19 protein-coding genes are annotated in these 24,735 nt (G+C 61.4%); 10 read left to right on the top strand and 9 right to left on the bottom strand.

Features of this window, described 5'->3' with window-relative positions; all coding sequences use genetic code 11:
• Positions 1 to 104 precede the first annotated feature (104 nt).
• Positions 105 to 1,565 carry a D-alanyl-D-alanine carboxypeptidase/D-alanyl-D-alanine endopeptidase gene (gene dacB, locus QRN46_RS10910; RefSeq protein ID WP_221615608.1) on the top strand — a complete coding sequence of 487 codons (1,461 nt, stop codon included), beginning with the start codon at positions 105 to 107 and terminating at the stop codon, positions 1,563 to 1,565.
• A gap of 142 nt (positions 1,566 to 1,707) precedes the next feature.
• On the opposite strand, the gene QRN46_RS10905 is transcribed toward dacB, so the two are convergent.
• Both QRN46_RS10905 and rlmKL read right to left on the bottom strand, forming a co-directional pair.
• On the bottom strand, positions 1,708 to 4,092 hold the full coding sequence (locus QRN46_RS10905) for a sensor domain-containing diguanylate cyclase (protein WP_221615607.1): 2,385 nt from the start codon (positions 4,090 to 4,092) through the stop codon (positions 1,708 to 1,710).
• A gap of 146 nt (positions 4,093 to 4,238) precedes the next feature.
• On the bottom strand, positions 4,239 to 6,509 hold the full coding sequence (rlmKL, locus tag QRN46_RS10900) for a bifunctional 23S rRNA (guanine(2069)-N(7))-methyltransferase RlmK/23S rRNA (guanine(2445)-N(2))-methyltransferase RlmL (RefSeq protein WP_285354659.1): 2,271 nt from the start codon (positions 6,507 to 6,509) through the stop codon (positions 4,239 to 4,241).
• A 530-nt stretch (positions 6,510 to 7,039) separates the two neighbouring features.
• On the opposite strand from rlmKL, the gene rmf reads away from it, so the two are divergent.
• Positions 7,040 to 7,255, top strand: coding sequence for a ribosome modulation factor (rmf, locus tag QRN46_RS10895; protein ID WP_003223300.1), 216 nt, complete (start codon positions 7,040 to 7,042; stop codon positions 7,253 to 7,255).
• A gap of 138 nt (positions 7,256 to 7,393) precedes the next feature.
• Here the strand turns inward: rmf and QRN46_RS10890 are convergent, their stop codons facing one another.
• Positions 7,394 to 8,413 (bottom strand): quinone-dependent dihydroorotate dehydrogenase, encoded by a 1,020-nt coding sequence (locus QRN46_RS10890; RefSeq protein ID WP_011333259.1) that lies wholly within the window; start codon positions 8,411 to 8,413, stop codon positions 7,394 to 7,396.
• Positions 8,414 to 8,635: 222 nt separating this feature from the next.
• Here QRN46_RS10890 and QRN46_RS10885 point away from each other — a divergent pair, with 222 nt between their 5' ends.
• From QRN46_RS10885 to cobA, 8 genes are all read left to right on the top strand, one after another.
• A complete protein-coding gene (locus QRN46_RS10885) occupies positions 8,636 to 9,847 on the top strand; it encodes a CmpA/NrtA family ABC transporter substrate-binding protein (RefSeq protein WP_221615605.1) in 1,212 nt (403 codons plus the stop codon).
• 15 nt (positions 9,848 to 9,862) lie between these two features.
• On the top strand, positions 9,863 to 10,438 hold the full coding sequence (locus QRN46_RS10880; RefSeq protein ID WP_007916390.1) for an ANTAR domain-containing response regulator: 576 nt from the start codon (positions 9,863 to 9,865) through the stop codon (positions 10,436 to 10,438).
• Positions 10,439 to 10,658: 220 nt separating this feature from the next.
• Positions 10,659 to 11,870, top strand: a complete 1,212-nt coding sequence (locus QRN46_RS10875; RefSeq protein WP_221615604.1) for a nitrate/nitrite transporter — start codon at positions 10,659 to 10,661, stop codon at positions 11,868 to 11,870.
• 7 nt (positions 11,871 to 11,877) lie between these two features.
• On the top strand, positions 11,878 to 13,548 hold the full coding sequence (locus QRN46_RS10870) for a bifunctional protein-serine/threonine kinase/phosphatase (RefSeq protein ID WP_285354658.1): 1,671 nt from the start codon (positions 11,878 to 11,880) through the stop codon (positions 13,546 to 13,548).
• Positions 13,549 to 13,857: 309 nt separating this feature from the next.
• The gene (gene nirB, locus QRN46_RS10865) at positions 13,858 to 16,311 is read left to right on the top strand and encodes a nitrite reductase large subunit NirB (RefSeq protein WP_045121673.1); all 2,454 of its coding nucleotides are present in this window, start codon (positions 13,858 to 13,860) and stop codon (positions 16,309 to 16,311) included.
• On the top strand, positions 16,308 to 16,625 hold the full coding sequence (gene nirD / locus QRN46_RS10860; protein WP_007951992.1) for a nitrite reductase small subunit NirD: 318 nt from the start codon (positions 16,308 to 16,310) through the stop codon (positions 16,623 to 16,625). The genes nirB and nirD overlap by 4 nt, the downstream gene beginning before the upstream one ends.
• Positions 16,625 to 19,339 (top strand): nitrate reductase, encoded by a 2,715-nt coding sequence (locus QRN46_RS10855; RefSeq protein ID WP_201817791.1) that lies wholly within the window; start codon positions 16,625 to 16,627, stop codon positions 19,337 to 19,339. Before nirD ends, QRN46_RS10855 begins: the two co-directional genes overlap by 1 nt.
• Positions 19,340 to 19,352: 13 nt before the next feature.
• Positions 19,353 to 20,105 carry a uroporphyrinogen-III C-methyltransferase gene (cobA, locus tag QRN46_RS10850; RefSeq protein ID WP_201817793.1) on the top strand — a complete coding sequence of 251 codons (753 nt, stop codon included), beginning with the start codon at positions 19,353 to 19,355 and terminating at the stop codon, positions 20,103 to 20,105.
• Positions 20,106 to 20,180: 75 nt separating this feature from the next.
• Here the strand turns inward: cobA and QRN46_RS10845 are convergent, their stop codons facing one another.
• From QRN46_RS10845 to rraA, 6 genes are all read right to left on the bottom strand, one after another.
• Positions 20,181 to 21,215, bottom strand: a complete 1,035-nt coding sequence (locus tag QRN46_RS10845; RefSeq protein WP_011333252.1) for an OmpA family protein — start codon at positions 21,213 to 21,215, stop codon at positions 20,181 to 20,183.
• Between the two features lie 107 nt (positions 21,216 to 21,322).
• Positions 21,323 to 21,913: an RNA polymerase sigma factor SigX gene (sigX, locus tag QRN46_RS10840; RefSeq protein ID WP_011333251.1), complete on the bottom strand. Its 591-nt coding sequence runs from the start codon at positions 21,911 to 21,913 to the stop codon at positions 21,323 to 21,325.
• Positions 21,914 to 22,003: 90 nt separating this feature from the next.
• Positions 22,004 to 22,828: a mechanosensitive ion channel family protein gene (locus tag QRN46_RS10835; protein WP_007951987.1), complete on the bottom strand. Its 825-nt coding sequence runs from the start codon at positions 22,826 to 22,828 to the stop codon at positions 22,004 to 22,006.
• 2 nt (positions 22,829 to 22,830) lie between these two features.
• Complete coding sequence (locus tag QRN46_RS10830) at positions 22,831 to 23,079, bottom strand: hypothetical protein (RefSeq protein WP_007951986.1); 249 nt, start codon at positions 23,077 to 23,079, stop codon at positions 22,831 to 22,833.
• Positions 23,080 to 23,142: 63 nt separating this feature from the next.
• Positions 23,143 to 24,138, bottom strand: a complete 996-nt coding sequence (gene cmaX, locus QRN46_RS10825; protein WP_011333249.1) for a divalent cation transporter CmaX — start codon at positions 24,136 to 24,138, stop codon at positions 23,143 to 23,145.
• Between the two features lie 24 nt (positions 24,139 to 24,162).
• On the bottom strand, positions 24,163 to 24,654 hold the full coding sequence (rraA, locus tag QRN46_RS10820; RefSeq protein ID WP_011333248.1) for a ribonuclease E activity regulator RraA: 492 nt from the start codon (positions 24,652 to 24,654) through the stop codon (positions 24,163 to 24,165).
• Positions 24,655 to 24,735: the final 81 nt, after the last annotated feature.

Genomic DNA, 24,735 nt, shown 5'->3' with positions numbered 1-24,735 from the left:
GCTGTTGCACCTTGGGGCATAATGCCGACACTTTCATGACCACTGAGGGCCTTTTCATCCATGTCCTCGTCTTTTTTCCCCTCGGCTGTAGGGTTTTATTTCATATGATCAAATCGTTGCGTCCTCTGCTCCTGGCCGGTCTTCTTCTGCCGCTGGCCCTGCCCGTCTCCGCTGCCACCATCAACACCGCCCTGACCCCCAACGTCGAAAAAGCCCTCAAGGCCAGCAAGCTGCAGCCCTCTGCCCTGTCGCTGGTGATGGTGCCGCTGGACGGCCCGGGCACGCCGACCGTGTACAACGCCGATGTGTCGGTCAACCCGGCCTCGACCATGAAGCTGGTCACCACTTACGCGGCGCTGGAAATGCTCGGCCCCAACCATCAGTGGAAAACCGAGTTCTATACCGACGGCGACCTGAACGGCGGGATCCTCAACGGCAACCTCTACCTCAAGGGTGGCGGCGATCCGAAGCTGAACATGGAAAAACTCTGGCTGCTGATGCGCGACCTGCGCGCCAACGGCGTGACCCAGGTCACCGGTGATCTGGTACTCGATCGCAGCTTCTTCGTGCAGCCGCAACTGCCGGAATTCAACGATGACGGCAACGACGAGAACAAGCCGTTCCTGGTCAAGCCGGATTCGCTGCTGGTCAACCTCAAGGCCTTGCGTTTCGTGGCCCGCAACGACAACGGCCGGGTGCTGATCTCGGTCGAACCGCCGATTGCCAGCATCAACATCGAAAACACTGTCAAAGCGCTCAACTCCAAACAATGCACCGGCGGCGTGCGCTACAACCCGGTGCCGCAGGCCGATGGCAGCGTGACCGTGACCGTGGCCGGCCAGTTGGGCGAAGGCTGCAGCTCGCAGACTTACCTGTCGCTGCTTGACCACGCGACCTACACCGCCGGCGCCGTGCGGGCGATCTGGAAAGAATTGGGCGGCAGCATCCAGGGCAAGGATCGTCTGGCCCCGACCCCGAGCAGCGCGAAAGTGCTGGCCCGTGCGTTCTCGCCGGATCTGGCGGAAATCATCCGCGACATCAACAAATACAGTAACAACACCATGGCTCAGCAGCTGTTCCTGAGCCTGGGCCAGAAATTCCGCAACGACGCCGACGGCGATGACGCCAAAGCCGCGCAACGGGTGGTGCGTCAGTGGCTGGCGAAGAAAGGCATCACCGCGCCGCATCTGGTGATGGAGAACGGTTCCGGTCTGTCGCGTTCCGAGCGGGTCAGCGCCCGGGAAATGGCCAACATGCTGCAAGCGGCCTGGCACAGCCCTTACGCCGCCGAGTACATCAGCTCGCTGCCGATTGCCGGCACCGACGGCACCATGCGCAAACGCCTGAAGACCACCGCGATGCGCGGAGAGGCCCACGTCAAGACCGGCACTCTGAACACGGTACGGGCAATCGCCGGCTTCAGCCGCGACGTCAACGGCAACACTTGGGCGGTGGTGGCGATCCTCAACGACAAGGCCCCGTTCGGCGCGTCGTCGGTGCTGGATCAGGTACTGCTGGATCTCTATAAACAGCCGCGGACGGCGCAGACTGCTTCGGTTCTGTAAGCACACCACAAAACACTGTGGGAGCGACGGTGCGACGACTCGACTTGCTCGCGAAGACGTCCATTCAGTCGATGAAGATGTCGACTTTGATGGCCCCTTCGCAAGCAAGCTCGCTCCCACAGGGATTCAGCGGCAAACCGGATCAGTTCATCTGCCGCTCGACCCGATCCCGTCCGCCCTGCTTCGCCGCATACACCCCGGAATCCGCCCGCAGCAACAGCGCATCCGCGCCCTCTCCCGGTCGCCAGCTGGCAATCCCGAAACTGGCCGTCACCACCCCCACCACGTCGATCGGTGCACTGCGCAGGCTGTGCCATAACTCTTCGGCCAGCATGTGGGCGTGATCGCCGTCGATGTCCGGGCACAGCACCATGAACTCTTCGCCACCCAAGCGGCAGAATACGTCGGTACGCCGCAGACGATGGCCGATGCGCTCGCAGACCGCCTGCAACACGCGGTCACCTACCGCGTGACCGTACTGATCGTTGATCCGCTTGAAGTGGTCGATGTCGAGCATGATCACCGACAACTCGCCTCCGCCGCGCTCGACCCGGGCCATTTCGGTGGTCAGGCGCTCCTGGAAATAGCGCCGGTTGTGAATCCCGGTCAGCGAATCGGTCACCGACAGCGCGCGCAGCTCTTCTTCCACCCGTTTCAGGTCGGAAATATCCGAAATATAGCCATGCCACAGCACCCCGCCGCCCGGCAGTTCCTCCGGCGTCGCCTCGCCGCGAACCCAGCGCAGGCCACGCTCGGGCAATTGCACACGATACTCCTCACGCCATGGGCTGAGATTGTCCGCCGAAGCACGGATCGACTTGCGCACGCGGCTGACGTCCTGCGGGTGGATACGGGTGAAGATCGCCTCGGCGTTGAGCAGCAGCACGTCCGGCTCCAGCTCGTAGATCTCGCGGATGCCGTCGCTGGCGTAGATCACGCTGAAACGCCCGTCGAACTCCATCTTGAATTGATAGATCCCGCCGGGAACATGGGCGCTGAGCTTCTTCAACAGCACATCCCGCGCGGCCAGCGCTTCGTGCACGCGCTTGCGCTCGGTGATGTCGATGCAGATCGCCAGGTGCCCGACCCACAGCCCCTGCTCGTCCAGCACCGGCGTGGCCAGCATGTTCACTGGAATGTGGCTGCCGTCCTTGCGCACCAGCGTCCACTCCCGCGCCTCGTGCCCACCGACTTCGCCACCCTCCACCAGCATCGCCTGGCAGGTCGGAATGGTTTTGCCATAGCGGGCGCTGAGCTCCGCCGCGCGGGCCACCAGTTCCCGGGGAAAGTGCAGGTTTTCCAGGGTCATGTGGCCGACCACTTCGTTGCTGTGATAACCGAGCATCTGCTCGGCACCGGGGTTGAACGTGTTGATCACGCCGCGCAGGTCGGTGGCGATGATTGCCACTTGAGTTGCCGCGTTGAGCACCCCGCGCAACTGACCGTGGGTGCCACGCAGTTCCTGCTCGCGCTCATGCAGCTCCTGAGTGCGCAATTCGACCATGCGCAACGCACGCTGACGCTGGCTGACCAGCACATAAAGCAGCGCGCTCAGCAGCAGACTGAGCAACCCGCCCAGCACCACTACGCTGCCCACCGACGAATGGTTGGCCTGCATGAACGCTTCGCTGGGCAGGATATCTACCTGATAGTCGTGATCGGCCATGCGCACCAGCCGGGTCGCCGACAGATCACTCTGCGCCGGTTCATTGGTCGATTCGAACAGCACTTCATGCTGATCGTTGGTGGACAGATCGAGGATGCGCACCGACAGATAGTCATGAAATGCATCCGGCAAGCCGTCTGCCAGCAGCTGACGCATGCTGATGACAGCCATCACGTAGCCGTATGATCTGGGCTCGCCTTCGCGCAACACCGGTGCCACCAGCAATACGCCGCGTGCGTATGCCGGCTCTATACCGACCAGATGCATCGGCTGCGAGACTGCCAGACTGCGAAGCTGGTCGGCGCGCTCCAGGGTCGAGCGGCGCAAAGGCTGAGCCAGCAAGTCGTAACCCAGCGGAGAACCGAGCCGGCTCTGGGTCTGGCTGTACACCACGACGACGTACTCATCGCGGGCCGAGGCCAGTTGCAGTTCGCCGCGCGCATTGAGTTCGCGCACGCTGAAGGTGCTCAGGCCCTCATCTCGCACGCGCTGCTCGAAGGCGGCACGTTCGGCACCGCTCACCCGCAAGGCAAACGAATAAGCCTGGGTGCGCAGCAATAGAGGATGGGTGTAACCGTCGAATTCGGCGCGGGACACCGATTCGGAGTTGGCGAAGAACCGGCGCAGGCCATCGAGACGTTGCTCCTGATCCTGAAATCGTTCTTCGATGCGGCTATAGCGTTCGTTGGCCAGCAGCTGAAAGCGTTGGCGCAACTGGCTGTGAAACTGATTGAGGGTGCCCCAGGCCAGCAGCCCCGTGAGAATTCCGCCGGCGAGCAATACCAGCACCCCGACCAGCCAGGCCGAGACGTCTTCGCTGATAAAACCCAATATCTTCGGGCGCACGGGGTGCAACGACATAAAAGCCACTCACTACGTCAGCATCTGCGGGAAAAACCCCATCGGCCGTGTGTGAGTTATAGCTATTAGCCACTAATTTGGCTAGCTCTGAACGGATCCAAGAGCCTTTAAAAATCAAGGCTCTGTGGATCCAATTTTGCAGAGTGTCAACGAGCCGTGATTTTCCAGGCGCGGTGGATCTTGCCGTTGCGGGCGAAATCCGGGTCGATGGTGCTGGCGGTGATTTCCTCGACCGCGTAGCGCTCGGCCAGGTTGTCTTCGAGCTGGAACTTGCGGAAGTTGTTGGAGAAGTACAACACCCCGCCCGCCGCCAGACGGGCCATGGCCAGATCGATCAACCGCACCTGGTCACGCTGCACGTCGAAGATGCCTTCCATGCGCTTGGAGTTGGAAAAGGTCGGCGGATCGATGAAGATCAGGTCGTATTCGTCGCGGGAGTTTTCCAGCCACGCCATCACGTCGCCCTGCTCCAGACGGTTCTTGTCGGAGAAACCGTTGAGCGACAGGTTGCGGCGCGCCCAGTCGAGGTAGGTTTTCGACAGGTCGACGCTGGTGGTGCTGCGCGCGCCGCCCTTGGCCGCGTGCACGCTGGCGGTCGCGGTGTAGCAGAACAGGTTGAGGAAGCGCTTGCCGGCGGCCTCTTTCTGGATACGCATGCGCATCGGCCGATGATCGAGGAACAGTCCGGTGTCGAGGTAGTCGGTGAGGTTGACCAGCAACTTCACGCCGCCCTCGGTCACTTCATTGAACTTGCCCTGGGCCGCCTGACGCTCGTACTGCTTGGTGCCGCTCTGACGCTCGCGGCGCTTCACCACCACGCGGCTCTTGTCGATGTTCAGCGCCTGCGGAATGGCCGCCAGGGCGTCGAACATGCGGATCGAAGCTTTTTCCGGGTCGATCGACTTCGGCGCGGCGTATTCCTGAACGTGCACCCAGTCGTGGTACAGGTCGATGGCCATGGCGTATTCCGGCATGTCCGCATCGTAGACGCGGTAGCAATCGATGCCTTCACGCTTGACCCACTTGCTCATGGCCTTGAGGTTCTTTTGCAGGCGGTTGGCAAACATCTGCCCGCCTTCGCTCAGGCGCGGTTGCTCGATCACTGGCGCCGGGGCCGGCGTCGGTTTGATCGGGTTGCCGTTCTTGTTGAACTTGCGCTCCTGCGGCTCGTTCGGCGTCTGGTCGTAGGCGGCTTGCTCGCGCTCGGCCTGACGTTGTTCCGGGGTGCGGCGCTCGCCGGTGACGAACTGATCCGGCAGGACTTTGATCAACAGCAGCTTGCACGGCAACGCGCCGTTCCAGAACGAATATTGTTTATGGCTGCGGATGCCCATGCGCTTGCCCAGATCCGGCGCGCCGGTGAACACCGCCGCTTCCCAGTTCAGGCAGGCCTGACGCAGACGCTCGCCGAGGTTCTGGTAGAGGTACAACAGACTCGCTTCATCACCCAGACGCTCGCCGTACGGCGGGTTGCAGATGACCAGACCTTTCTGGTTCTGATCCGGACGCGGTTCGAACGTCGCCACTTCGCCCTGATAGATCTTGATCCACTCGCTCAGGCCGGCGCGTTCGACGTTGTTGCGGCCCGGCTGGATCAGCCGTGGGTCGGCTTCATAACCGCGAATCCACAGCGGCGGCTTGGCCAGACCGGCAGCAGCACGCTCGACGGCTTCTTCATGCAGTTTTTTCCACAACGCCGGCACGTGACCGAGCCAGGCGGTGAAGCCCCACTGTTCGCGACGCAGGTTCGGCGCCATGTCGGCGGCGATCATGCCGGCTTCGACCAGGAACGTACCGACACCGCACATCGGGTCAGCCAGCGCGCCACCTTCGGCGGCAATGCGCGGCCAGCCGGAACGGATCAGGATCGCGGCTGCAAGGTTCTCCTTCAGCGGCGCAGCGCCCTGCTGCAAGCGGTAACCGCGCTGGTGCAGGCTGTGGCCGGAAAGGTCGAGGGACAGAATCGCTTCGCCGCGATCAAGGCGCAGGTGAATGCGCAGGTCCGGGTTGAGTTTGTCGATGCTTGGACGGTCGCCCTGCGGGGTGCGCAGTTTGTCGACGATGGCGTCCTTGACCTTCAGGGCGCCGAAGTGGGTGTTGTCGATGCCCGAGCCGTGGCCGCTGAATTCCACCGCCAGGGTGCCGTCGGCCAGCATGTGATCCTGCCAGTCGACGTCGAGTACGCCGTGGTACAGGTCTTCGGCGTTTTTCATCGGGAAGCGCTTGAGCACCAGCAGCACCCGGTTGGCCAGACGCGACCAGAGGCACAGGCGATAAGCGGTTTCCATGGTCGCCATGCCACGCACGGCGGAGGTGTGTTCGCGGGCCTCTTCAAGGCCAAGCCCGACGGCTTCCTCGATGAGCAGGCCTTCAAGGCCTTTGGGGCAAGTGAGGAAGAGTTCGAAACGGTCGGACATGGTTTTTCCAGAGCCTTTGGCTGATGAACCGGCAACGCATTGCCGATCCGGTTTTCAATCAGGCGCTTTTCTACAAGAGCGCCCGCGTGGCACGAAGGTGTGCCGTTCCATCCCCGCTGCTCGGGTTAAAAGAGCTTAGATGCCGGGACAGATAAAAAAGTTGAAGCAACAAAATGACTCAAAGCAACCCTTCGTCGAATAGTACCCCAGCGTAAACGTGGGTCATTCTCACTAAAGGATTAACCTCATCATCCAGCGCGGGGCCGATCATACCGGGGTTTGGCCAACAGACGCTGGATAAATACGCGGTTACTTATGGCCATAGCATCTTTTTCGTTACGTCCTTATGACAAAACGGTCATTCCATCGATGTGACTCATTGGTTAGAACTGGACACAGGTTGACGTCGCAACGGCGTCAACACCTTGGCTCGCCACGCCGGCAGCGAGCCGCCAACGGCAGAGTTTTTCTGCCAGACCTCAGTTGAGGTCGACGCGACAAAAACAGTCAACAAGTGAGGGAAACACCCTATGAGAAGACTTAAGCGTGATCCGTTGGAAAGAGCATTTTTGCGCGGATATCAATATGGCGTTGGTGGCAAATCCCGTGAGCTTTGCCCATTTACTCTACCGTCGGTACGTCAAGCCTGGATCAACGGCTGGCGAGAAGGACGCGGCGACAACTGGGACGGTATGACCGGCACTGCGGGAATCCACAGACTCAACGAACTTCACGCCGTCGGCTGACACAGGGCACTTATTGCGACACGACAATCTGATTTCGTAACGACCTGATCACCATGCACGTCCTTCCCGGACGGCGGGCTACGGCCCAGGGGCTCCTTCGAGGAGCCCTTTTTTATGCCTGCCTTTTAAATCCGCAAATCAGCGCTTGGCGGCGATCGCGTCCACCGATTCGCGGATCAGCGCCGGGCCCTTATAGATGAAGCCGGAGTAGATCTGCACCAGGCTCGCGCCGGCAGCGATCTTCTCGGCCGCATGCTTGCCTTCGGTGATGCCGCCCGCCGCGATGATCGGCAGCTTGCCGCCCAGCTCGGACGCCAGCACTTTCACGGTGTGGGTGCTCTTCTCACGCACCGGCGCGCCGGACAGACCGCCCGCCTCGTCACCGTGTTCCATGCCTTCGACGCCCACGCGGCTGAGGGTGGTGTTGGTGGCGATCACCGCGTCCATCCCGGTTTCGATCAGCGCCTGGGCGACTTGCGCGGTTTCTTCGTCGGTCATGTCCGGCGCGATCTTGATCGCCAGCGGTACATGTTTGCCGTGGCGCAGGGCCAGTTCGGCGCGGCGCGTGGCCAGGTCCGCCAGCAATTGCTTGAGCGAATCACCGAATTGCAGGCTGCGCAGGCCCGGAGTGTTCGGCGAGCTGACGTTGACCGTGACGTAACTGGCGTGGGCGTAGACCTTGTCCAGGCAGATCAGGTAGTCATCCACGGCGCGCTCGACCGGGGTGTCGAAGTTCTTGCCGATGTTGATCCCCAGCACGCCCTTGTATTTGGCCGCCGCCACCCGCGCCAGCAGGTTATCCACACCGAGGTTGTTGAAACCCATGCGGTTGATGATCGCCTCGGCTTCCGGCAGGCGGAAAATCCGTGGTTTCGGATTGCCCGGCTGCGGGCGCGGGGTCACGGTGCCGATTTCGACAAAACCGAACCCCAGCTGGGCGAAGCCATCGATGGCCGCGCCGTTCTTGTCCAGACCGGCCGCCAGACCGACAGGGTTCGGGAACTGCAGGCCCATGACGTTTACCGGCAACGACGCCGGCGCCTTGCACAGCAAGCCATTGAGGCCCAAACGCCCGCCCGCGCCGATCAGATCCAGCGACAGATCGTGGGAGGTTTCCGGGGAAAGTTTGAACAACAGCTGACGGGCCAGGGTGTACATGGGCGGCTATGACTCGGGCGGCGAAAAGAGGCGGCGATTATAGCCGGGCATCGCCCCGCCGCGCGAGGCGCACGGGTAAATCGGTGCGCATGGCATATGCCTTGCACCCTCCTCGGCATCAGCCCGCAGGCCAATGGTGGCGCGCAGGCAAAGACAATGGCGTCGTCTCTCGGTTTTGCGCGGGCAAAGCCTGGGACGACGTTTTTTTTGAGGGTGGCTTTCATGACTCAAACCTCCGCCGGGCCGCTGGCCTGGGTCAACGGCAGCGATGCCCCGGAAAAAAGCGCGATCAACCTGGGTTTCATGGCCCTGAGCGACTGCGCCTCGCTGGTGGTCGCCGCCACCCAGGGCTTTGCCCAGCCTTACGGCTTGACCCTGAATCTCAAGCGCCAGAGTTCCTGGGCCAACCTGCGGGACAATCTGGTCAGCGGCGAACTCGATGCCGCCCACAGCCTTTACGGCCTGATCTACGCGGTGCATCTGGGCATCGGCGGCGTCGCGTCAACCGACATGGCGGTACTGATGGGCCTGAACCAGAACGGCCAGAGCCTGAACCTGTCCCACGGTTTGCAGGGCCTGGGCGTGACCGGTCCTGAAGCGCTGCACCACCATGTGCACCAAACCCGCGCAAAACTGACCTTCGCCCAGACCTTCCCGACCGGCACCCATGCCATGTGGTTGTATTACTGGCTGGCGAGCCAGGGCATTCATCCGTTGCAGGATGTCGACAGCGTGGTGGTGCCGCCACCGCAAATGGTCGCGCACCTGCAGGCCGGGCGCATCGATGGCTTCTGCGTCGGCGAGCCGTGGGCGGCCAGCGCCGTGCAACAGAATCTCGGCTTCACGCTGGCCACCAGCCAGACCATCTGGCCCGATCACCCGGAAAAAGTCCTCGGCTGCACCCGCGCGTTCGTCGAGCAGTACCCCAACACCGCGCGCGCGCTGGTGATGGCGATCCTCGAAGCCAGCCGTTTCATCGAAGAAAGCCCGGAAAACCGCCGCAGCACCGCGCAGTTGCTGAGCGCTGCGGAATACCTCGACGCCCCGGTGTCCTGCATCGAACCACGCTTTCTCGGCGACTACGACGATGGCCTGGGCAATCGCTGGCAGGACCCGCACGCCCTGCGCTTTCACGGCGATGGCGCGGTGAATCTGCCGTACCTGTCGGACGGCATGTGGTTCATGACCCAGTTCCGCCGCTGGGGCTTGCTGCGCGATGACCCGGACTACCTCGCCGTCGCCCGGCAGGTGCAACAACTGGAGATCTATCGCGACGCGGCGACTGCTGTGGGCGTCGCAGCTTGGGGCAAAGACATGCGCAGCAGCCAGTTGATCGACGGCAAAATCTGGGACGGCAGCGATCCGGCCACCTACGCCCGGAGCTTCAAGCTCCATGCGCTGAGCGACAGCGCGCCCCTTCTTGCCCAGCGCTGACAGGAGACCGCGAATATGTTGCGCATTCTGCTGATCAACGACACCGCGAAAAAAGTCGGGCGCCTGAAAGCCGCGCTGACCGAGGCCGGTTTCGAGGTGATCGATGAGTCGGGCCTGACCATCGATTTGCCGGCGCGCGTCGAAACGGTGCGTCCGGACGTGATCCTGATCGATACCGAGTCACCGAGCCGCGATGTGATGGAGCAAGTGGTGCTGGTCAGCCGCGACCAGCCCCGGCCGATCGTGATGTTCACCGACGAACATGACCCCGGCGTGATGCGTCAGGCGATCAAGTCCGGGGTCAGTGCCTACATCGTCGAAGGCATTCATGCACAACGCTTGCAGCCGATTCTCGACGTGGCGATGGCCCGCTTCGAAAGCGACCAGGCCTTGCGCGCCCAGCTTCAGGCCCGCGACCAGCAACTGGCCGAACGCAAGCGCATCGAACTGGCCAAAGGACTGCTGATGAAAATGAAGGACTGCAACGAAGAAGAGGCCTACACCCTGATGCGCCGCCAGGCCATGAGCCGTCAGCAGAAACTGATTCAGGTGGCAGAGCAGATCATCGCGATGAGCGAGTTGCTTGGCTGAGCTGGCACAAATCTCGCTAGGCAATCCCTACAGGTAACCAACGGCGGTTGCCCCACCTACGACAAAGACGTCGCTCACCTTCTTCGCCCCTTTCGGCGATCCGGGTAGCGGCGTTTTTGCGTTTTGGCCCCACAGCCCGGGGCCGGTGGTGCGGCCGTGGCGGCGCCCCACTGTGCTGGTTCTGACTCCTTCTCGAGATTCTCTACAGCTGAGGTGCGCGATGAATAAAAGCTTCTGGAAATCCGGCCACACCCCGACCCTGTTCGCGGCCTTCCTGTATTTCGACCTGAGCTTCATGGTCTGGTACCTGCTCGGCCCGCTGGCCGTGCAGATTGCTGGCGACCTGCACCTGACCACCCAGCAGCGCGGTCTTGTGGTCGCCACGCCGATTCTGGCTGGCGCGGTACTGCGTTTTGCGATGGGCATGCTCGCCGATCGCCTGTCGCCGAAAACCGCCGGGCTGATCGGCCAGGTGATCGTGATCTGTGCGCTGTTCGGTGCCTGGAAGCTGGGCATCCACAGTTACGAACAGGCCCTGCTGCTCGGCCTCTTCCTCGGCATGGCCGGTGCGTCGTTCGCCGTGGCCCTGCCGCTGGCCTCGCAATGGTATCCGCCGGAACATCAGGGCAAGGCGATGGGCATCGCCGGGGCCGGCAATTCCGGGACTGTGTTCGCGGCACTGATCGCCCCGGTGCTGGCGGCGGCGTTTGGCTGGAGCAATGTATTCGGGTTCGCCCTGATCCCGTTGATCCTGACCCTGGTGCTGTTCGCCTGGCTGGCGAAAAACGCGCCGGAGCGACCAAAAGCCAAAGCCATGGCCGACTACTTCAAGGCTTTGGGTGATCGCGACAGCTGGTGGTTCATGTTTTTCTACAGCGTCACCTTCGGCGGCTTCATCGGCCTGGCCAGCGCCCTGCCCGGCTACTTCAACGATCAATACGGCCTGAGCCCGGTGACCGCCGGTTACTACACCGCGGCCTGCGTCTTCGGCGGCAGCCTGATGCGTCCGCTGGGTGGCGCGCTGGCGGACCGGTTCGGCGGGATTCGCACCCTGCTGGCGATGTACACAGTGGCCGTAGTCTGCATCGCGGCGGTCGGCTTCAACCTGCCAAGTTCCTACGCGGCGCTGGCACTTTTCGTCTGCACCATGCTCGGTCTCGGCGCGGGTAACGGCGCGGTGTTCCAACTGGTGCCGCAACGTTTCCGTCGCGAAATCGGCGTGATGACCGGGCTGATCGGCATGGCCGGCGGCATCGGCGGTTTTGCCCTGGCGGCAGGCATGGGCGCGATCAAACAGAGCACCGGCAGCTATCAACTGGCGCTGTGGTTGTTCGCCAGCCTTGGCGTATTGGCCTGGTTCGGTCTGCACGGGGTCAAACGTCGCTGGAGAACCACTTGGGGTTCGGCGGCCGTGACAGCTGCCCGGGTCTGAGGCCCGAATGGCTCTGCAACTGAGCTTCGCCGAAGCCAGCGCCACAGGCCCCCGCGCGGAAAATCAGGACGCCTTGCGCCTGGTGACCCCGGCTCCGGCGCTGGCTGCCAGCAAAGGCTTTCTGTTCGCCATCGCCGACGGCGTGAGCCAGTGCGCCGATGGCGGGCTGGCCGCACGTTCGACCTTGCAGGCGCTGGCACTGGACTATTACGCCACTCCGGAAACCTGGAGCGTGGCCCAGGCCCTCGATCGTCTGCTGCTCGCGCAAAACCGCTGGTTGCAGGCCAACGGTGGCGGCCAGCCGCTGCTCACCACCGTCAGCGCGCTGGTCCTGCGCGGCCGGCGGTTTACCCTGGCGCACGTCGGTGATTGCCGGGTCTATCGCTGGCACGCCGAGACCTTGCAACGGATCAGCGAGGATCACGTCTGGGATCAACCGGGCATGCAGCACGTGCTCAAGCGCGCCATGGGGCTGGATCAGCATCTGGTGCTGGATTTTCTCGACGGCGAACTGCGTGACGGCGAATGTTTTGTGCTGCTCAGTGATGGCGTTTGGGCGGCGCTCGGCGATACCGCCATTGCCGGAATCCTGCGCGATCAACCGGATCTTCACAGTGCCGCGCAAACCTTGGTCAATGCCGCGCATCTGGCCGGCAGTCAGGACAATGCCAGTGCGCTGTTGGTGCGAGTGGATGCCGTCGGCGAGGCCAGCCTTGGCGACGCGCTGATTCATTTGCAGCAGTGGCCGCTGCCCCCGCCGCTGAAACCGGGTCAGGTCTTTGAAGGCTGGCGGGTGCAAGGGATTGTCGGTCAGAGCCAGCAATCACTGCTTTATCGCGTGCTCGATGGTCAAGGCCAAGCCTGGCTGTTGAAGACCTTGCCTGCACAACTGGCAGACGATGCCCAGGCCGGTCAGGCCTTGCTGGCGGAGGAATGGTTTCTCAAACGCGTCGCCGGGCGGCACTTCCCTGAAGTCCATAGCGCCGGTCAGCGTCAGCATTTGTACTACGTGATGCGTGAATATTCAGGGACGACTCTGGCGCAGCTGTTCGCACAAAGCGGCCCGCTGCCACTGGCTCAGTGGCAGGATCTGGCCGAACGCCTGCTGCGGGCTGTCGGCCTGTTGCATCGACGGCAGATCCTGCACCGCGACATCAAACCGGAAAACCTGCACCTGGGGGACGACGGCGAGTTGCGCCTGCTGGATTTCGGTCTGGCGTATTGTCCCGGTCTGTCGCAGGACGCACCGTCGACCTTGCCCGGAACCCCGAGCTTCATCGCGCCGGAAGCCTTTCAAGGCGCGGCGCCCAGCACACACCAGGATCTGTATGCGGTAGGCGTGACCTTGTATTTCCTGCTTACCGGGCATTTTCCCTACGGCGAGATAGAAGCCTTCCAGCGCCCGCGTTTCGGGGTGCCGGTGAGTGCCGGTCGCTATCGCCCGGATCTGCCGGAATGGCTGGCGCAATGCCTGGAGCGCGGGGTCTTGGCCGACCCATTGCAACGTTATGAAACTGCTGAAGAATGGCTGCTGGCTCTGGAACAAGGTGAACGCCGCAGCCTGAATGTGCGCCCTCGTCCCTTGCTGGAGCGTGAGCCGCTGAAGGTCTGGCGGACACTGGCGCTACTGGCACTGCTGGGCAATCTGGTGCTGCTGTTCCTGCTGTTTCATGGCTGACGCGGCGCTCCATTAACGGGCGTGCCGCTTCCATTCAGTGCAAAAACCACAATGAACATCTGGCCAATTCCAGCCTTACCCCAGTGAATTCGCGGCCCGCCGCGACTTGGCACAACCACTGCATTAACGTTTTCAACTGACATAAAGCCCGACCTTCAACGACGAAGGCCAGGCTTCCCGAGAGAACGGGACAAGGACAAAGGCGTCCTCGCTAGGTAACTGGCGGGACGCCTTTTTTGTTTGCGCCATTTTTGTCGAGCAAGGCCTGACTGCCCACAAGAGGCAAGCCCGATGCTCCCGGAGAACCTGATGAAAAAACTCAAACTGGTGATGATCGGCAATGGCATGGCCGGGGTTCGCACCCTGGAAGAACTGCTGAAACTGAGCAACGAGCTGTACGACATCACGGTCTTCGGCGCCGAACCGCACACCAACTACAACCGCATCCTGTTGTCGCCGGTACTGGCCGGCGAACAGACCTTCGAAGAGATCGTGCTCAACGACCTCGACTGGTATCTGGAAAACAACATCAAACTGCTGCTCAACCGCAAAGTGGTGGAGATCGACCGGGTCAAACGCCGAGTGATCGCCGAGGATGGCACCGAGGCCGAATACGATCGTCTGCTGATCGCCACAGGTTCGACCCCGTTCATCCTGCCGATCCCCGGCAACACCTTGCAGGGCGTGATCGGCTACCGCGACATCGCCGACACCCAGGCGATGATCGACACTGCCAAGACCCACAAGCACGCCGTGGTGATCGGCGGCGGCCTGCTCGGTCTCGAAGCGGCCAACGGCCTGATGCTGCGCGGCATGCACGTCACCGTGGTGCACCTCGGTGAATGGCTGCTGGAGCGGCAACTGGACAAGACCAGCGGCCAGCTCCTGCAAACCGCCCTCGAATCCCGTGGCCTGCACTTTCGCCTGTGTGAACAGACCCAGGCCCTGCACGATGCCGGCAATGGTCGGGTCGGCTCGGTGCAATTCAAGAACGGCGACATCATCCCCGCCGATCTGGTGGTCATGGCCGCCGGCATCCGCCCCAACACTGAACTGGCAGAAAAGGCCGGCATCCCGTGCAACCGCGGGATTCTGGTCAATGACACCCTGCAAACCTATGACCCGCGCATCTATGCCATCGGCGAATGCGCCAGCCATCGCGGCATTGCCTACGGCCTGGTGGCGCCGTTGTTCGAACAGGCCAAGGTTTGCGCCAACCACCTGGCGCAACTGGGTTTCGCCCGTTATCAGGGCTCGGTGACCTCGACCAAATTGAAGGTCACCGGCATCGACCTGTTTTCCGCCGGCGACTTCATGGGCGGCGAAGGCACCGAGACCATCACCCTCTCCGACCCGATCGGCGGGGTGTACAAAAAACTGGTGATCAAGGATGACGTGCTGGTCGGCGCCTGTCTGTACGGCGATACGGCAGATGGCGGTTGGTATTTCCGGCAGATTCGTGAGAATCACGCCATCGGCGAGATCCGCGATCACCTCATGTTCGGAGAAAACGCACTTGGCGACGTAGGACATCAGGGCCAGGACAAAGCCATGAGCATGGCCGACAACGCCGAAGTCTGCGGCTGCAACGGCGTATGCAAGGGCACCATCGTCAAGGCGATTCAGGAACACGGCCTGTTCAGCGTCGACGAAGTGAAGAAACACACCAAGGCTGCCAGCTCCTGTGGCTCCTGCGCCGGGCTGGTCGAGCAGATCCTGATCAACACCGTTGGCGGCGCGGCGGACGTCAAACCGAAAAGCGAAAAAGCCATCTGCGGATGCAGCGACCTCAACCACGGCCAGATCCGCCAGGCCATTCGCGAACAGCATTTGCTGACCATCGCCGGCACCATGAGCTACCTCAACTGGCGCACTCCGAACGGCTGCGCCACCTGCCGCCCGGCCCTCAACTATTACCTGATTTCCACCTGGCCAGGCGAAGCCAAGGACGATCCGCAGTCGCGCCTGATCAACGAGCGGGCCCACGCCAACATCCAGAAGGACGGCACTTATTCGGTGGTGCCGCGGATGTGGGGCGGCGTGACCAACCCGTCGGAACTGCGGCGGATCGCCGACGTGGCGGACAAATACCAGGTGCCAATGGTCAAGGTCACCGGCGGCCAGCGCATCGACTTGCTGGGGATCAAGAAACAGGATTTGCCCGGCGTATGGAAAGACCTCGACATGCCGTCCGGCCACGCCTATGGCAAATCCATCCGCACGGTGAAAACCTGCGTCGGCAGCGAGTTCTGCCGCTTCGGCACGCAGAACTCGACCCAGTTGGGCATCGACCTCGAACACGACCTGTTCAACATGTGGTCGCCGCACAAAGTGAAGCTGGCGGTCTCCGGATGCCCACGCAACTGCTCGGAAGCGGGGATCAAGGATGTAGGCATCATCGGCGTCGATTCCGGCTGGGAGATGTACATCGGTGGCAACGGCGGGATCAAGACCGAAGTCGCCGAGTTCTTCGTCAAGCTCAAGACGGCCGAGGAAGTGCGCGAGTACAACGGCGCGTTCCTGCAGCTGTACCGCGAAGAAGCCTTCTACCTCGAACGCACCGTGCACTACCTGCAACGGGTCGGCATGGAGCACATCAAGAAAGCCGTGCTGGAAGACCCCGAGCGCCGCAAGGCCCTGAACGAGCGCCTGCAGTTCTCCCTGTCGTTCGAACAAGACCCGTGGAAAGAGCGCCTGGCGCAGCCGCAACTGAAGAAAGAATTCGACGTGATCCCCGTGAAAAACCTGGAGGTGCCGGCATGAACTGGCTCGATATCTGTGCCCTGGAAGAGATCAACGCCCTCGGTTCGCGGATCATCGCCGGGCCCAAAGGTGACATTGCGATCTTTCGCACAAGCGACGACGAAGTTTTCGCACTGGATGACCGCTGCCCGCACAAGGGCGGCCCATTGTCCCAAGGACTGATCTACGGCAAACGCGTCGCCTGCCCGCTGCACAACTGGCAGATCGACCTGCAATCCGGCGAAGCCCAGGCGCCGGACGTCGGCTGCGCGCACCATCACCCGGCCCGGGTCGAAAACGGCCGCGTGCAACTGGCCCTGCGGGATGCCGTCTGATGAACCGCCAGACGACCGCCTCGACCTGCTGCTACTGCGGGGTCGGCTGCGGCGTGCTGATCGAGCATGACGGCGAGCGCATCCTCGGCGTCAGCGGCGATCCGGCGCATCCGGCCAACTTCGGCAAACTGTGCAGCAAAGGCTCGACCCTGCACCTGACCGGCGATCTGGCGGCCCGGGCGTTGTATCCGGAATTGCGCCTGGGCAAAGGCCTGGCACGCAGTCGTTGCGACTGGGACACCGCGCTGGATCACGCCACCAACGTGTTCGCCGACACCATCGCCGAACACGGCCCGGACAGCGTGGCGTTCTATATCTCCGGGCAGTTGCTGACCGAGGATTACTACGCCTTCAACAAACTGGCGCGGGCGCTGGTCGGCACCAATAACATCGACAGCAATTCGCGGCTGTGCATGTCTTCGGCGGTGGTCGGCTACAAACACAGCCTCGGCGCCGACGCACCGCCATGCAGCTATGAAGACCTGGAGTTGAGCGATTGCGTGGTGATCGTCGGCAGTAACATGGCCTACGCCCATCCGGTGCTTTTTCGCCGTATCGAAGAAGCCAAATCCCGCCGCCCGCAGATGAAAGTCGTCGTCATTGATCCACGGCGCACCGACACCTGCGATCTGGCGGGCCTGCATCTGGCGATTCTGCCGGGCACCGATGTCGCGCTGTTCCATGGGATTTTGCATCTGCTGTTGTGGGAAGACTGGATCGACCGCGATTTCATCAAGGCCCACACCGATGGCCTCGCCGAGCTGAAAAGCCTGGTGCGCGATTACACCCCGGCGATGGTTTCGCAGCTGTGCGGGATCAGCGTCGAGCAGTTGCAGCAATGCGCCGAGTGGATCGGCACCGCGCCGAGTTTCCTGTCGCTGTGGTGCATGGGCCTGAACCAGTCCACCGCTGGCAGTGCCAAGAACAGCGCGCTGATCAATCTGCATCTGGCCACCGGGCAAATCGGCCGGCCGGGTGCAGGACCTTTCTCCCTGACCGGTCAGCCCAATGCCATGGGCGGGCGCGAAACCGGCAGCCTCTCAAACCTTTTGCCCGGTCATCGTGAGGTAGCCAATCCAGAGCACCGCGCCGAAGTCGCGGCGTATTGGGGTGTGGATAAGCTGCCGGAAAACACCGGGCTCAGCGCCATCGAACTGTTTGAACAAGTGCGCAGCGGCAAGATCAAGGCGCTGTGGATTGCCTGCACCAACCCGGCGCAATCGATGCCGGATCAGAACGCCGTGCGCGCCGCGCTGGAGGCTTGTCCGTTCGTGGTTTTGCAGGAGGCGTTCCGTACCACCGAAACCGCAGCGTTTGCCGATCTACTGTTGCCGGCGGCCAGTTGGGGCGAGAAGGAAGGTTCGGTGACCAACTCCGAGCGGCGGATTTCCCACGTCCGCCAAGCCATTGCCGCACCGGGTGAAGCGCGTCCGGACTGGACGATTACCGTTGATTTCGCACAACGCCTGGAGAAACGTCTGCGCCCGCAACAGCCCGGTCTGTTTGCCTTCGAGCAACCGGCGCAGTTGTTTGACGAGTACAAACAACTGACCCGGGGGCGCGATCTGGATTTGTCCGGGATCAGCCATGGGTTGATTGATGAGCTGGGGCCACAGCAATGGCCCTTCCCCGCTGGCGCTCGCCAAGGTACAGCCCGGCTGTATGGCGACGGGATCTTTCCTACAGCGAACGGGCGCGCGCGGTTCGTTGCCGATCCCTATCGCGCCGCCAAGGAACAACGCGACGCGCGCTTTCCCCTGACCCTGATCACCGGCCGCCTGCGTGATCAATGGCACGGTATGAGCCGCACCGGCACGGCGGCGCAGTTGTTCGGCCATGTCAGCGAAGCCGTGTTGAGCCTGCATCCGGACGAATTGCGCCGTCACCGCTTGCAGCCGGGGGATCTGGTGAATCTGAAAAGTCGTCGGGGCGCGGTGATTGTGGCGGTCGCCAGCGATGACAGCGTGCGTCCGGGCCAGGCGTTCCTGCCGATGCACTGGGGCGATCGTTTCCTCAAGGGCGGCGTGAACAGCCTGACCCTGCCCGCCTTCGATCCTTTGTCGAAACAGCCGGAACTCAAGCACAGCGGTGTACGGCTGGAACCGGTGGATTTGCCATGGCAACTGTTCGCACTGATCGAGGGCGATGTTCAACGGCATTTCGAGGCGCTTCGACCGCTCTGTGAGGCGTTTTCCTACGCAAGTCTCAGCCTTGTCGGACGTGAACGGCCTGCGCTGCTGATACGCGCAGCCAGCGCCGTGGCGCCAGAACCGCAATTACTGCGTGAAATCGACCAGTGCCTGGCCCTGATCGACGGGCCGGTGCTGGCTTATGACGATCCTCGCCGCGCCATCGGCAAACGGGTGCGCATTGAAAACGGGCGCATCACTGCGATCCGCCTCGCTGGCGAAACCCTCGCTCAGCACTGGTTGCAAGGCCTGTGGCTGGAAGGTCGTGCCGACGAACAACTGCGGCGCTGGCTGCTGGCGCCGATGAGTGCACCGCCGGGCAATGCCGGGGCGCAGGTTGTGGCGGACAAAACCCTGTGCAACTGCAAGAACGTCAGCCACAGCGCGGTCTGCGCCGGTATCCGTGAAGGTCTGGATCTGCAGGGTTTGAAAAACAAGTTGGGGTGCGGCACGCAATGCGGCTCCTGCGTCCCGGAAATCAAGCGTTTGCTGGCCGCCGAAGTGCGTCCGGTCGCCGTTATCTGAAGAGGAAAACACCATGAACGCGAAAGTCTGGCTGGTGGGCGCGGGCCCCGGTGATCCTGAACTGCTGACGCTAAAAGCCGTACGTGCCTTGCGCGAGGCCGAGGTGGTACTGATCGACGATCTGGTCAATGACGCGGTGCTCGAACACTGCCCTGCTGCACGGATCATCGCGGTCGGCAAACGCGGCGGCTGCCGCTCGACGCCCCAGGCGTTCATCCATCGGCTGATGCTGCGATATGCCCGTCAGGGCAAATGCGTGGTGCGGCTCAAGGGCGGCGATCCGTGCATTTTCGGGCGTGGAGGTGAGGAAGCGCAGTGGTTGCGCGAGCGCGGGGTCGAGGTGGAACTGGTCAATGGCATCACCGCCGGACTGGCCGGCGCGACCCAGTGTGATATTCCGCTGACGTTGCGCGGCGTGGCCCGAGGCGTGACGCTGGTCACGGCCCATACCCAGGACGACAGCCACTTGAACTGGCGGGCGCTGGCGCAAGGCGGGACGACGCTGGTGATTTACATGGGAGTGGCGAAGCTCGGAGAGATTCGCGAGCAGCTGTTGGCTGGGGGGATGGCAGCGGATACGCCGGTGGCGATGATCGAGAACGCCTCGTTGCCAGAGCAGCGCGAATGCCGCAGCGATCTGACAGCGATGGAAGACGACGCCCTTGGTTTCCAGCTCAAGAGCCCTGCGATTCTGGTCATAGGCGCCGTCGCAGCAGCGGCGACCCAGGTCGGTTCGATTGGCTGGGCAGCCGATCGCCTGGCCTGACAATCTCTGGATTCACCAAACCGCAGGCAAAGAAAAGCCCGGCCTAAGCCGGGCTTTTCTCGTAGCGGCAGCTAATTACTTAGCTTGAGCTTCAACCTGCGCTTCTACGCGACGGTTAACAGCACGGCCAGCTTCAGTTTTGTTGTCAGCAACTGGGCGGGATTCGCCGTAGCCGATCGACTGAACGCGGGACGATTCAACACCGTACTGGTTGGTCAGAACTTGCTTAACGGCGTTTGCACGACGCTCGGACAGTTTCTGGTTGTAAGCGTCAGGACCGACGGAGTCAGTGTGACCTTCAACAGTAGTGGTGGTGGATGGGTACTGCTTCATGAAGTCAGCCAGGTTTTTGATGTCGCCGTAGCTGTTTGGCTTCACAACCGACTTGTCGAAGTCGAACTTAACGTCCAGCTCAACACGAACAACTTCAGCAACTGCAGGGCAGCCATCAGCGTCAACAGTTACGTTGGCTGGGGTGTCCGGGCACTTGTCAACGTTGTCGCAAACGCCGTCGTTGTCGCTGTCGGAGCAGACTTCAGCTGGTGCTGGAACTGGAGCAGCGGCTGGCTTGGAGCCGCCACCGAAGTTCACACCGATACCGACGCTAGGAGCCCACTCGGTGTCGCCCTGGTCGATGTTGTACTGAGCTTCAACGCCAGCACGGGCGTAGAAGTTGTCAGTGAAGTACAGCTTGGCACCGGCGCCCAGGTTGGCGAAGGTGGAACGGTTGCGACCGTTCGAACCGTTCTGGTCGATGCTCTGGTCAGAGAAACCGGCCGAAACGTATGGACGCAGCATGTCGCCTGGGTTGTTGAAGTGGTACAGAGCGTCCAGAGCGGTGTTGGCGCCCTTGACGTTCTTGCCATCGTCGGCACGCACGTTGTGCACTTCGTCGTAGCCCAGACGCAGTTCAACGTCGTCGGTCAGGAAGTAACCGATCGAACCGCCGAACAGGTTGCCGTTGTTCTTGAAGTTACGAGCGCTGTCGAATTGTTCTTTCTTTGCGAAGCCTTCGATTTCAACTGCGCCTTGGCCTTGTGCCAGAGCGCCGAAAGAAGTGGCGGCAATCAAAGAACCAATGGCCAAGCCCAAGGTGTTTTTCAGTTTCATCCGTTAAATCCCCATCTGGTGATTGTGAAGCAGTCCCGCAAACCGGGGGACAACTCGGCGGCAAGTCTATCAGAACTTGCCTACACGTAAGAGATATTTGCGCCGAACTAAGTTTCAGCAATGCCTGCAAATTTCTCACGCAATTTATCAAGAGCGCGTTTGTAACGCATTTTTGTCGCACTCAACCCCATGTGCATGATGTCTGCGATCTCCTGAAACTCCAGCTCTGCGACAAATCGTAGCACCAGAATTTCCCGGTCAATCGGGTTCACATACACCAGCCAGCGATCCAGTCCGCCCTTCTCCTCGGGTTTCGGCGCCTTTTCTTCGGACGCTTCCTCGAGGGGGTCAAGACTCAGTGCGTCCATCAAGCGACGCTTTCGCCGTTCCTTCCGATACTGTGTGATGCATTCGTTGTAGGTGATGCTGTACAGCCATGTCTTGAACTTCGATTTCCCCTCGAAGTTCTTCAGCCCGTACAGCACCTTCAACATCACTTCCTGACAGACATCGTCTGCATCGCGATCGTTCCCAAGATATCGTGCGCACACGTTAAATAATGTCCGCTGGTAACGCCGCATCAGTTCTTCATACGCACGCGTCACGTGAAAAAGCTCGGTATGCGAGCGCGCGACCAACTCCTCATCAGAGAGCTCGCGGGGGTCGTAGCGCGTGGATAGCGTTTGGGCTTTATTCAAAACAAGTCGTGCCGACAGTCAGGTCAATGTCCACCGCAGCCAGCGACAGCTGGCATTTTGCGGCGGCATACATTAGCAGGGTTTGCCGGGTTAGCGGCTACTCACATGCTGCTCCAGCAGGATCCGATTGGAGAGAGAGACTAGCTCACCCTCATCGGTCAGCAATGTGGTCTTAACCGTGCCGATCTCTTCGATCTGGCCTTCGACCTCGCCAATACGCACTTGTTGCCCAACCTGATACAACTCACGCACATAGATTCCCGCAAGAATCTGACCGGCAATTTCCCGGCTTCCCAAGCCCATGGCCAGCGCAACCGCCAGACCAACGGTAATCAATACGATGACGATCACATGGTTCAGCAGGTCGGTCTTGACCTCCAGCTGACTGATCGCGACCGAAATGCTGATGATGATCACCAAGCCCTGGGCAATTCGCCCAAGGCCGGAAGCGTAGTCCAGGCCTACGCCTTCTGCCGCCCCGCGAACCAGGCCATTGGCCAGTTGCGCAAGAAGGACACCCACCAGCAACACCAGCGCCGCGCCGAACACTTTTGGCAAATACAGCGCGAGCATGTCAAGCGTAGCTGAAACTCGCTCAAGTCCAAGGGATTCTGCTGCCGAAACCAGAAAAATCAGCAGAACGAACCAATAGACGATTTTACCGATCAACGTGGAGATCGGCACTTGCAGCCCCGCGCGGGACATCAATTTGGTCAGGCCGGTGCCGCCCATCAGGCGATCAAGCCCCAGTTTGGCCAGCAATTTGGACAGCAAGGTGTCCAGCAGCTTGGCCACGACAAAACCCAATAGCAACACAACCAGTGCGCCGAACAGGTTCGGAATGAAGTTAGCGACTTTGGTCCACAACGCAGTCATTGCAGTGACGAGGCTCTGAGTCCAGAGATCAAGTTCCATATTCAATCAGCCTTATCAGCAGTGCGAGCGGTAGGTTTACGGAGACGGGAGACCGGCGCGACATGGGCCGAGCCATTATTCAGGGCGATCATCAGCGCGGGCAGCCAGCGGCCCAGCAGGCTGAACAGATCGCCGGCGCCAACCTGGCGGTTGGCGGTTTTGAGTACGCGGCCCAGACAGGCATCGTCGTCGCGGCTGGACGGCGAGGCGTTGAGCATGTCGCGCAAAGACTGTTCAAACGGATCGTGCATACGCACCTCTCGTGATGTCTGTGAAAGACGCGGGCAAATTTGGTCGGGTCACATGGCGCATCGTCATACCCAGCGCAAACGGCGGAACAACCACCATTGTCCGAACGCCAGGGCGAGCACCGTCAGACAGGCGATCAGGAAACCATAAGGGCTGCTCGAGAATGGAATGCCGCCGACATTGATGCCCAGCAGACCGGTAATAAAACTCATCGGCAAGAAGATGCAGGTAATGATGCCGAAGCGATACATCGTGCGATTCATGTGCACGCTCAAGCGCCGGTCTTCGGCCTCCAGCACAAGCCCCACGCGCTCTCGGGTCAATTCGAGCTCTTCAAGATAACGGGTCAGGCTGTTGTTCAATTCGTTCCAGTAGTCGGCATCGTCATCGACGAACCACGGCAGTTTTATCCGCGTCAGCTGTCCGAAAATATCCCGCTGCGGTGCCAGAAAACGCTTCAGTCCGGCGGCCCGGCGACGGATGTGCAAAATGGCGCCGTGCTCGGGGGTATACCGTTCGTCGGCATCCAGTTTTTCTTCCTCTTCATCGACCACTTCGGAGAGGCAAGTCACCAGATCCTGCACCTTGTTGGTGAGGAATTGCGCCAGATAGAGCATCAATTCGGACGAGGTTTTCGGCCCCTTGCCCTCGCCCAGCATCACCAGCAACTCGTCGGTGGCGCGCAACGGACGCAAACGCAGGGAAATCACCCGCTGGGCCGAAGCAAAAATCCGCACCGATACCATGTCTTCCGGCTCGGCGCCCGGGTTGAGATTGACCCCGCGCAAAAACAGCAACAGCTCGGAATCCGGCAGCGGCAACAGGCGTGGGCGGGTGTTTTCTTCCAGCAGCAGATCGCAGGTGAACTCGTTGAGCCCACTGGATTTGCGCAGCCAGGTCTGGGTCTGCGGGTGACTGCGATCCCAGTGCAGCCACAGGCTTTCATGAGCCTGCAGCTGCAGATCGTCGAGATCAGTCCGGGCTATCGAACGCGCACCGCCTTTACCGTCCAGCACCAGGGCATGCACCAGCCCCCATTGCGCGTTTTCTTCCTCGAACATCCTCACCCCTGTGATGACCGCGATTTATTCAGGCATTTTCAACGGACTTGGCGAGATGATCACGCCATTGTTGTCCGCATAGATGTACTGACCGGGATGGAAGGTCACACCCGCGAAGGTCACCGGCACGTTGAGGTCGCCGAGACCGCGTTTTTCAGTCTTTTTCGGATGGCTGGCCAGGGCCTGCACGCCAAGATCGGTCTGGGCGATGACGTCCACATCACGGATGCAGCCGTAGATGACCAGCCCTTCCCAACCGTTTTTCGCGGCTTTCTCGGCGATCATGTCGCCCAGCAGTGCGCAGCGCAGCGAGCCACCGCCATCGACCACCAGCACCTTGCCGTTGCCCTTGAGCTCGGCTTGTTCCTTGACCAGCGAGTTGTCTTCGAAGCATTTGATGGTCACGATTTCGCCACCGAACGAATCACGGCCGCCGAAATTGCTGAACATCGGTTCCAGCACCTGAACCAGCTCCGGATAGGCGTCGCACAGGTCAGGCGTAAGGTAATGGTTCATCGAAAAACTCCTGTAACAAGGAAGACGATCAAGGATGTCGCACTCTTTTGAAACGAGTTCCGGCGGTCGCTGTTTACCTTA

The organism is Pseudomonas sp. lyk4-R2A-10 (assembly GCF_030209075.1).
GTDB classification, from domain to species: domain Bacteria; phylum Pseudomonadota; class Gammaproteobacteria; order Pseudomonadales; family Pseudomonadaceae; genus Aquipseudomonas; species Aquipseudomonas glycinae.
The sequence above is the reverse complement of the archived record's forward strand: the minus strand, read 5'-3'. Positions and strand labels throughout refer to the sequence as shown.